The sequence below is a fragment of the uncultured Desulfovibrio sp. genome, assembly GCF_944327235.1.
Taxonomy (GTDB): Bacteria; Desulfobacterota; Desulfovibrionia; order Desulfovibrionales; family Desulfovibrionaceae; genus Desulfovibrio.
Window position 1 is genome coordinate 1 of sequence record NZ_CALVHE010000152.1, and the last position, 9,009, is coordinate 9,009.

Annotated in this window: 5 protein-coding genes; all 5 read left to right on the plus strand. The window is 66.8% G+C overall.

Going from position 1 to position 9,009, the window contains the following annotated elements; genetic code table 11:
- The first annotated feature begins 281 nt into the window (after positions 1–281).
- On the plus strand, positions 282–1,760 hold the full coding sequence (locus tag Q0K00_RS11730; RefSeq protein ID WP_297229747.1) for a substrate-binding domain-containing protein: 1,479 nt from the start codon (positions 282–284) through the stop codon (positions 1,758–1,760).
- Complete coding sequence (locus Q0K00_RS11735; protein ID WP_297229749.1) at positions 1,757–3,235, plus strand: substrate-binding domain-containing protein; 1,479 nt, start codon at positions 1,757–1,759, stop codon at positions 3,233–3,235. Before Q0K00_RS11730 ends, Q0K00_RS11735 begins: the two co-directional genes overlap by 4 nt.
- Positions 3,220–5,133, plus strand: coding sequence for a substrate-binding domain-containing protein (locus Q0K00_RS11740; RefSeq protein WP_297229751.1), 1,914 nt, complete (start codon positions 3,220–3,222; stop codon positions 5,131–5,133). Before Q0K00_RS11735 ends, Q0K00_RS11740 begins: the two co-directional genes overlap by 16 nt.
- Positions 5,130–7,058, plus strand: coding sequence for a substrate-binding domain-containing protein (locus tag Q0K00_RS11745; protein WP_297229753.1), 1,929 nt, complete (start codon positions 5,130–5,132; stop codon positions 7,056–7,058). Before Q0K00_RS11740 ends, Q0K00_RS11745 begins: the two co-directional genes overlap by 4 nt.
- Positions 7,055–9,009, plus strand: a 1,955-nt coding sequence (locus Q0K00_RS11750) for a substrate-binding domain-containing protein (protein ID WP_297229755.1), incomplete at its 3' end; no start/stop codon positions are given. The genes Q0K00_RS11745 and Q0K00_RS11750, both read left to right, overlap by 4 nt.

Here is a 9,009-nt window from a genome sequence, read left to right on the forward strand (position 1 = left end):
GGGGGCCTGGGGGGAAGGGGAACCCCTCCAGCGCCGGCGGAGGGGTTCCCCTTCCCCCCAGTCGGGCCGTGCCCGTTGGCGACGCAGGAGCCTTACGGGCATCGACAGCAGCGCGAGGGGTTCCCCTTCCCCCCAAAGCAAGCAAAGCAGCGAATAGTATCGTCGCAGCTGTTGCCGCTGTTGGACTTGCTTCGGGGTGGCCATGTCTTGTATCGTGCCGGGGCGTGACGGTACGAAGGGGCGGCATACCGGCGCAGTCGGGCGGAGCGAGGGGACTGTTGATGGGGACGGGGGAAAAGCTGCGTTACATGGTCACGGCCTTTGCCGTGAGCTTTTTGTTTCCGCTGCCGCTGTTGCCGTATCTTCTCATGGACAACGGTCTGATGATCGGCCTTGCCCGTCTGGCCTTTTCGCTCCTCACGGTGCCGGGCGTGCTGGCGTTGTGCGTCATCCTGCCCCTTGTCTGCGGCTGGTCCTTGGCGGCACGGGCGCATTTCCCGCCCACCTTTTGCGGCAAATTCCTGCCTCTCCTGTTGCCGCCCTGCGTCTACCTCTTCCTGATGAGCCGCCATCTGCGCGTTCCTCCCACCACCTTTGCGGAACTTGCGGACGGGGTACGTTTTTTGCTGCTGCCCCAGTACGGTCTTTTTTTCCTTGCCTTCCTTGTCAGGAACCGCACGCGGGAGACGACACGGGGGCGCCGCGGGGGCCTTGCCTGCCTGCTGCTGACGGCGGCCGTCTGCGGCGCTGTCGTGGGCGTCGATCTGTATGCCGTGCGGCGCGTCACCTTTTTTGACGATGCGCAACGCATACGGCCGTACAGCCTCGACGATCTCAAGGGCGTCGTCCTCCCGGCCGCGCCGCCCTCGCTTCGCCTTGAGGCAAACCTGCCCCGGCTGGACGGCACCCTGTCCGCCCTGCCGCTCTACGCCGCCGCAGCGCGGGCCGTGGACGGCGAGCGTCTCACCTCCGACGAGCGGCGGGAGCGCCACATGCCGCCGGTGGTGGAGTGCAACGGTATGGACGGTTGGGAACGGCTGGCCGCCGGGGAGATAGCCTTCTTTTTCGGGCCGCCGCCGTCGCAGCGTCGGCTCGACGAGTGGTGCGCACGGGGACTGACGCCCGACGTGCGGCCGCTGGCCCACGAGGCCCTCGTCTTTTTCGTCCGGGAGGACGAGCCCGTCAGCAGCCTGAGCAGGGAGCAGCTCCGGCGCATCGCCACCGGGGAGATCACCAACTGGGAGGAAGTCGGCGGCCGGGACGAACGCATCTTCCTCTTCCAGCATGAGCAAGGGGACGAGAACCAGCGTGCGCTGGAACAGCTCATCCTGCGCGGCGAGGAGGCCGCCCCGCCCCTGTGGGAGGAAAGGCAGCTCGATCCCTGCGACAGCGGCCCCGTCCGCCGTGTGGCCGCCTACCGCAAACGGAGCGGCGCGCTGGGCTTCGGCCTGCGCTGGTATCTGGACAAGTGGTTCCCGGACGGCGATGTCCGCCCGCTGGCCGTGGACGGCGTGCCGCCCACGGACGCGAGCCTGCGCGACGGCAGCTATCCGCTCATCGTGCCGCTCTGCCTGATCGCCTGCCGCCCGCTCGACGACGACAGCCGCGCTTTCCGGGACTGGCTGCTCGGCCCCGAAGGCCGCGACCTCATCCGTCGGGCGGGCTATCTGCCGTGGGACGAGGAAAGCGACGGGGATGCCGGGAACGGCGGCGGGAGCGACGGCACAAGGGAACGCAAAGACACGGAGGAGGCCCGATGATGACGCGGAAATATCTTTGCTACCTGACGACGGCTGCCGTCGTGAGTTTCCTGCCCCTGCCGCTGATCCTGGGCGGCCTCTTCCCGCTGATGAAAGTCCTCCCTCCCGCGTTTTTCCGACCGGCAGCCGTCGTCATCATCCTGGCCATGCCGTCAGCCTGCGGCTGGTTGCTGGCGGCGCGAGCGCATTTCCCGCCCACCTTCGCCGCCAAATTCCTGCCCCTGCTGCTGCCGCCGCTGCTGGCGCTCGGCACGGCGCTTTGCTGTCTGCTGTTTTTCCCCACCGACATCCCGCTTGCCATGTATGCGCTGGGGGGAGCGATCTTCCTGCCGCTGTATGCCCTGTTCCTTCTGGCCTTCTGCCTCAGGAACCGCACACGCGAACCCGCGCGGGAACGTCGCAAGGGGATGCTGCGCCTCTTCCTGCCGCTTGCCGTCCTGTGCGTGGCCACCGGCCTCGCCTGGCAGAGCGTGCGGGACAGGACCCTTTCCGGCGACGATGTCGTCCCCCTGCTGGACTGGGAATTCGCGGAAAGGTACTCCCCGCACCGTGCGGACAACGCCCTGACGCTGCCTGCCACGCCGCCCTCCCTGCGCCTTGTCGGGGACCTGCCCCGGCTGGACGGCACGCTGGCCGCCCTGCCCCTGTATGCCGCCGCTTTCCAGGCCCTGACCTGCCTTGACGAGGACGGCCGTCCCCTTGGCGATGAGGCTCGCTTTGAAGCGGAGATAGCGGTCGGCTGGCAGCGAGGCGATATGAGGGGACTGGAAGGGCTGGCCGACGGGGATACGGACATTTTTTTCGGTCCGCCGCCGTCACGGCGGCAGCTTGACGCGTGGCGCGCGCAGGGACTGACGCCCGACGTGCGGCCGCTGGCCCACGAGGCCCTCGTCTTTTTCGTCCAGAAGGACAATCCCGTCAGCAGCCTGAGCAGGGAGCAGCTCCGGCGCATCTACACCGGGGAAATCACCAACTGGAAGGAAGTCGGCGGCCGGGACGAGCGCATCCTCCCCTTCCAGCATGAAAAAAACAATGAGAATCAGGACATGCTGGCGCGTTTCATCCTGCGCGGGGAAACGCCTCTGCCCGCCCTGCGGGAAGAACTCAGGAGCTGCGACTTTTTGTCCGTCAACGTCGTGTCCCGCTACTACAAGCGGAACAACGCGCTGGGCTTCGGCCTGCGCTGGTATCTGGGCCAGTGGTTCCCGGACGGCGATGTCCGCCCGCTGGCCGTGGACGGCGTGCCGCCCACGGACGCGACCGTGCGCGACGGCAGCTATCCGCTCGCCCTGCCGCTCTGCCTGATCTCCTGCCGCCCGCTCAGCGACGAGAGCCGCGCCTTCCGGGACTGGCTGCTCGGCCCCGAAGGCCGCGACCTCATCCGCCGGGCGGGCTATCTGCCGTGGGACGAGGAAAACGACGGCGACGCGGGGAAAGGCAAGGACACGGAGGACCCGCCATGTCGGGGACGATGACACATGTGGAACGCGCCCTGGTGAGCACAGCCTTCGCTCTTCCGGCACTGGTCGAAGGGTTTCTGCTCGCCGTCATTCGGCAGGCGCTGCGTGATGATTTCTTCGATCCGTCCATCGTGGCGTTCATCTGTCCTTTCCTCTTCCTGCCCGCATATGTCGGGCGGCTGATCAGGATGGAGGTATCCGGCTCGTTCATGGCAAACCTCCTGCTCCTGCCGCTGCCGCTGGTGCTGCTGCCGCTGTATATGGAGATGCCTTTCAGTGAAATGCCGGACGATACCGTCCTGCTCCTTTTCGTGCCGTACGGCCTGTTCCTGCTGGGCCTTTTTGCCGGTCCCGCGGAACGACAGCGGAAGATGACGGGAAAAACCTACGCGCACTATCTGTTCATGGCGGTGGACGCCACCGCCATGCTGGCCCTGTGTCTGGGCTGCATGACCGCGCCGCTGCTCCTTGTCTGCGCCTGGGATCTCTACGCATCGTCCAGCACCAAGGTAAAGATCTTCCTGTCGGGGCCGCTCGGCCTTTCCGGCCTCTTCGTCGCGCTGGAATGCGGTCGCTGGCTGGCTTCCCGGGCACCTTCTCCCAGCAGCTTCGCCGCGCGTTATCTGCCCCTCCTGCTGCCGCCGCTCTTGTTCCTTTCTCTCGGCTTTTACTTCATGCACGCCTTTTCTTCCGAGTCGTTCCTCTTGTTCGAGGCGGCGACCCTGGCTTTTCTGCTGATCTACGGCCTGTTCCTTTTTGCCTTCCGCCGCGAGGACCGTTACCGGAAGCCCGCGCGGGGACGCCGCGTGGGCGTGGTCTGCCTGCTGCTCGTGATCGCTCCGTTCTGCGTGGCCTATGCGGTCAAATTCGCTTCTCTGGCGAGCGGGAACTACAGCAGCGTGCATGATGCCGCCCCCTCGCTGGAATGGGAGTTCGCCCAAAAGTATTTCCCCCGTGAGGAGGACAACGCTCTGGCGCTGCCCGCCGCTCCGCCCTCCCTGCGCCTTGGCGCAAGCCCGTACCGGCTGGACGGTACGCTGGCCGCCCTGCCGCTCTACGCCGCCGCCCTGCAGGCCCTGACCTGCCTTGACGAGGACGGCCGCCTCCTCTCCTGGAGGGAACGGAAAGAGCGGCTGACGCGGGAACGTGTGGACTACAGCCCACGCTACGATATCCAGCGCCTGGCCGACGGGGAGATCGACCTCCTTTTCGGGCCGCCGCTGTCGGAGCGTCAGCTTGACGCGCTGCGCGCCCGGGGACTGACGCCCGATGTGCGGCCCGTGGCCCGTGAGGCCCTCGTCTTTTTCGTCCAGAAGGACGATCCCGCAAGAAGCCTGAGCAGCGAGCAGCTCCGGCGCATCTACACCGGGGAGATCACCAACTGGAAGGAGGTCGGCGGCCGGGACGAGCGTATCCTCCCCTTCCAGCATGAGGCGGAGGACGAGAACCAGCTCGCGCTGGAAGAGCTCATCCTGCGCGGGGCGGCGGCCGTCGCTCCCCCGCGGGAAGATTACCTGCCGTTCATGTACAGCATCCCGCCCTCCACTCGCGTGGCCCGCTACCGCAAGCGGGCGGGGGCGCTGGGCTTCGGCCTGCGCTGGTATCTGGACAAGTGGTTCCCGGACGGCGATGTCCGCCCGCTGGCCGTGGACGGCGTGCCGCCCACGGACGCGAGCCTGCGCGACGGCAGCTATCCGCTCATCGTGCCGCTCTGCCTGATCGCCTGCCGCCCGCTCGACGACGACAGCCGCGCTTTCCGGGACTGGCTGCTCGGCCCCGAAGGCCGCGACCTCATCCGTCGGGCGGGCTATCTGCCGTGGGACGAAAAAAGCGACGGAAATGCCGGGAACGGCGGCGACACGGCGGCCCACGAGAGTCGCGGGGACAACGGGGACGCGGAGGAAGAACGATGATGGAAACGAGATCTTTTTCCTATATCCCCATGAGCATCGGCTGTGCTCTTCTGGCACTGTTCGCGGGATTCGCCATCTCTTTCGCCCATGACCTGCTGCGCTATGACGTGTTCGCGCCGCACGTCCTGGCGTCCTTCTGTCCTTTCTTCTTCCTGCCGATATATGCCGGTCGCCTGCTCCGAGCCAAGGCCCCCCTCGCGCTCCCGGCAAGACTGCTCCCTCCGCTGGCGCCGCTGCTGATGCCGCTGCTGTATCTCCTGGTGGCGCTTCCTTTCCTGACGGCTTCCCTGTTCGCGGGGGAGGACGTGATCGGCGTGCAGACGCTGCTGTTCGTTTTGCCGTACGGACTGTTCCTGCTTGGCCTTTTCACCGGTCCCGCGCCGCGACGACCGGAAAAGGCGGGAAGGGACCTCGTCCGCTATCTGGTCATGGCGGTCGCCGCGACCGTCCCGCTGGCCCTGTGTCTGGGCTGCATGACCGCGCCGCTGCTCCTTTTCCTCGGTCGGGAAGTATACGGCCTGTCCGACGGCACGTCATGGCTGCGCTCCTCCTCGTCGCTCTCCCTCCTGGGCTTTGCCGTCGCGCTGGACTACGGTCGCTGGCTGGCTTCCGGAGCGCCTTTTCGCGCCACCTTCGCCGCGCGCTATCTGCCCCTCCTGCTGCCGCCGCTGCTGTTTCTTTCCCTCAGTCTGTATTTCATGCGCACGGACATCTCCGTGCCCCTGCTCCTGTACCAGTCCACGGGGATAGCCTCCCTGCTGATCTACAGCCTGTTCCTTTTCGGCTTCGGCTGCGAGGCCCGCACCCTGGGACAGGAGCCGACGCGGGGACGCCGCGTGGGCGTGGCCTGCCTGCTGCTCGTGCTTGTCCCGCCGTGTGCGGCCTATACGGTCAACATGGTCTCGCTGACGCGGGGGAACTACAACAGCGTGCATGATGTCATCCCCTCGCTGAACTGGGAGTTCGCCCAAAAGTATTTCCCCCGTGAGGAAGATAACGCCCTCACGCTGCCGTCCGCGCCGCCCTCCCTGCGCCTCGGCGCAAGTCCGAGCCGTCTGGACGGCACGCTGGCCGCTCTGCCGCTCTACGCTTCCGCCCTGCAGGCCCTGACCTGCCTTGACGAGGACGGCCGCCTCCTCTCCTGGAGGGAACGGTACGAGCGGCTGACGCGGGAACGTGTGGAATACAGCGAGCGCTATGAGCGGCAGCGGCTGGCCGCCGTATCGACCGACATCTTTTTCGGCCCGCCGCCGTCGCAGCGGCAGCTTGACGCGCTGCGCGCCCAGGGGCTCACGCCCGAGGTGCGGCCCGTGGCCCGTGAGGCCCTCGTCTTCTTCGTCCAGAAGGACGATCCCGTAAAAAGCCTGACCAGCGAACAGCTCCAGCGCATCTACACCGGGGAGATCACCAACTGGAAGGAAGTCGGCGGCCGGGACGAACGTATCCTCCCCTTCCAGCATGAGGCGGAGGACGAGAACCAGCTCCTGCTGGAAGAGCTCGTCCTGCGCGGCGAGGCCGCCGCTCCCCCCTTGCGGGAAGACTATTTGCCGTTTTCGTCCAGCGATCTCCCTTCCGCTCGCGTGGCCCGCTACCGCAAGCGGGCGGGGGCGCTGGGCTTCGGCCTGCGCTGGTATCTGGACAAATGGTTCCCGGACGGCGACTTTCGTCCGCTGGCCGTGGACGGCGTGACGCCCACGGACGCGAGCCTGCGCGACGGCAGCTATCCGCTCATCGTGCCGCTCTGCCTGATCGCCTGCCGTCCGCTCGACGACGACAGCCGCGCTTTCCGGGACTGGCTGCTCGGCCCCGAAGGCCGCGACCTCATCCGCCGGGCGGGCTATCTGCCGTGGGACGAAGAAAACGACGGGACCGCCGAAAACGGCGGCGACACGGAAAACCACGGGAACAAGGAGAACATCCGATGATGACGCGTACATATCCGCGCTATGCGCTCATGACCGCGGCCCTGGGCTTCTGGCTCCTCTGCGTGAGCATAGGCGGCGTCTGGGGCGGACTGGAAGTGGGGGTGAGCTGCCTTTTCAAGCTTTTCGCCGTGTCGATCTGGTCTCCCCTGGCGTACTTGCTGGCGTTCGGCCTGCTCATCCTCTACACCAGCATCTCCTTCGTGGCGTCCCTGGGTCGCAGGCTGGCCGCCGAAGCGCCCCGGGGATGCTCCGTATCCGCCTTGCTCCTCCCCCCGCTGTTGCCGCTCCTCATGCTTGCTTTCATCCCCCCGGCCACGGAGGAGCTCAGCTCCCTGCTCCAACACCCGTGGTCAGAGCCCCACAAGCTGTTGCTGCTGTTTGCCGTCGCCCTGCTGTATGCGGTGTTCCTGCTTGCCTTCTGCTTCCACAGCCACGCACGGAAAAAGGCGGAAGGGCGCGACGGGGAAGAGCGGCCCACCGACGACGACGGGGCGAGGACAGCGTGGTATCAGACCGCGACCGTTACCGTGAGCGTGTTCATCCTGCCGCTCTGCACCCTCCTGAACCTGTTCATCCTGGACGAAGCATTTTTCGTCCTGAAAGGCGGCTCTCTCCTCGTCCAGAATAACGGCATCCCCCTCGAGCTTGCGTCTGAACTTCGCTGCCTGCCCGGTGAGTATTCCCTCCTCGCGGCGGTCGTCTGTTTCAGCCTCACCGTACCTATGGCCTACGGCGCCTGGCTGGCGGCCCACGCACGGACGAAGCCCACGTTCAACGCCAGATATCTGCCGCTCCTGCTGCCGTTGCCGCTGTTTCTCGTCTTCGTGTTCGTATGCGTCCGCATCCGCTTCGGCCCCGTCCACCTCTACGGCCTGCTGACGGCGTCCTTTCTGCTGACCTACGGCCTGTTCCTGCTTGCCTTCCGCCTCGGGATCCGCGCCTGTCCCCCCGTGCGGAGCCGCCGCGTGGTGGTGATCAGCCAGCTGCTTGTCTTCGTCCTGTGCTGTGCGGCCGTTGCCGTCGATCTGCATACCATGCTGCGGGATACCGTCAGCGGCAAGGACGATGCCCTCGACAAAACGGTGTTGTTGCAGTTCTGGGGGAGATTTTCCCCCGAACGTGCGGGCAACACGCTGGTGCTGCCCGCCGCGCCGCCCTCGCTGCGCCTTGGCGAAGACCTGCCCACGCTGAGCGGCGTGAAGTCCTCCAGGCCCCTGTACGCCGCCGCCTTCCAGGCCGTGGCCTGCCTTGACGAGGACGGATGCCTCCTCTCCGAGGAGATCCTGTCCCGGCGCGTGGAACAGGCCCGACTCTCCTCCTGGATAGACAGGCCGGATTCCGTGGACATCTTTTTCGGCCCGCCGCCGTCGCAGCGGCAGCTTGACGCCCTGCGCGCCCGCGGTCTCACGCCCGATGTGCGGCCCGTGGCCCGCGAGGCCCTCGTCTTTTTCGTCCAGAAGGACAATCCCGTAAGAAACCTGAGCAGCGAACAGCTCCGGCGCATCTACACCGGGGAGATCACCAACTGGAAGGAAGTCGGCGGCCGGGACGAGCGCATCCTCCCCTTCCAGCATGAAGGATGGGACGAGAACCAGCACGCGCTGGAAGAGCTCGTCCTGCGCGGCGAGGAGGCCGCCCCTCCCCTGCTGGAACGACCCTCGATGGGGCCGGCATGTGACGTGGCCCGCTACCGCAAGCGGGCGGGGGCGCTGGGCTTCGGCCTGCGCTGGTATCTGGACAAATGGTTCCCGGACGGCGACTTTCGTCCGCTGGCCGTGGACGGCGTGACGCCCACGGACGCGAGCCTGCGCGACGGCAGCTATCCGCTCATCGTGCCGCTCTGCCTGATCGCCTGCCGTCCGCTCGACGACGACAGCCGCGCTTTCCGGGACTGGCTGCTCGGCCCCGAAGGCCGCGACCTCATCCGCCGGGCGGGCTATCTGCCGTGGGA

Coding starts and splice junctions, on each gene's coding strand:
- Q0K00_RS11735 (WP_297229749.1), top strand. CDS start 1,757: ATGATGACGCGGAAATATCTTTGCTACCTGACGACGGCTGCCGTCGTG.
- Q0K00_RS11730 (WP_297229747.1), top strand. CDS start 282: ATGGGGACGGGGGAAAAGCTGCGTTACATGGTCACGGCCTTTGCCGTG.
- Q0K00_RS11740 (WP_297229751.1), top strand. CDS start 3,220: ATGTCGGGGACGATGACACATGTGGAACGCGCCCTGGTGAGCACAGCC.
- Q0K00_RS11745 (WP_297229753.1), top strand. CDS start 5,130: ATGATGGAAACGAGATCTTTTTCCTATATCCCCATGAGCATCGGCTGT.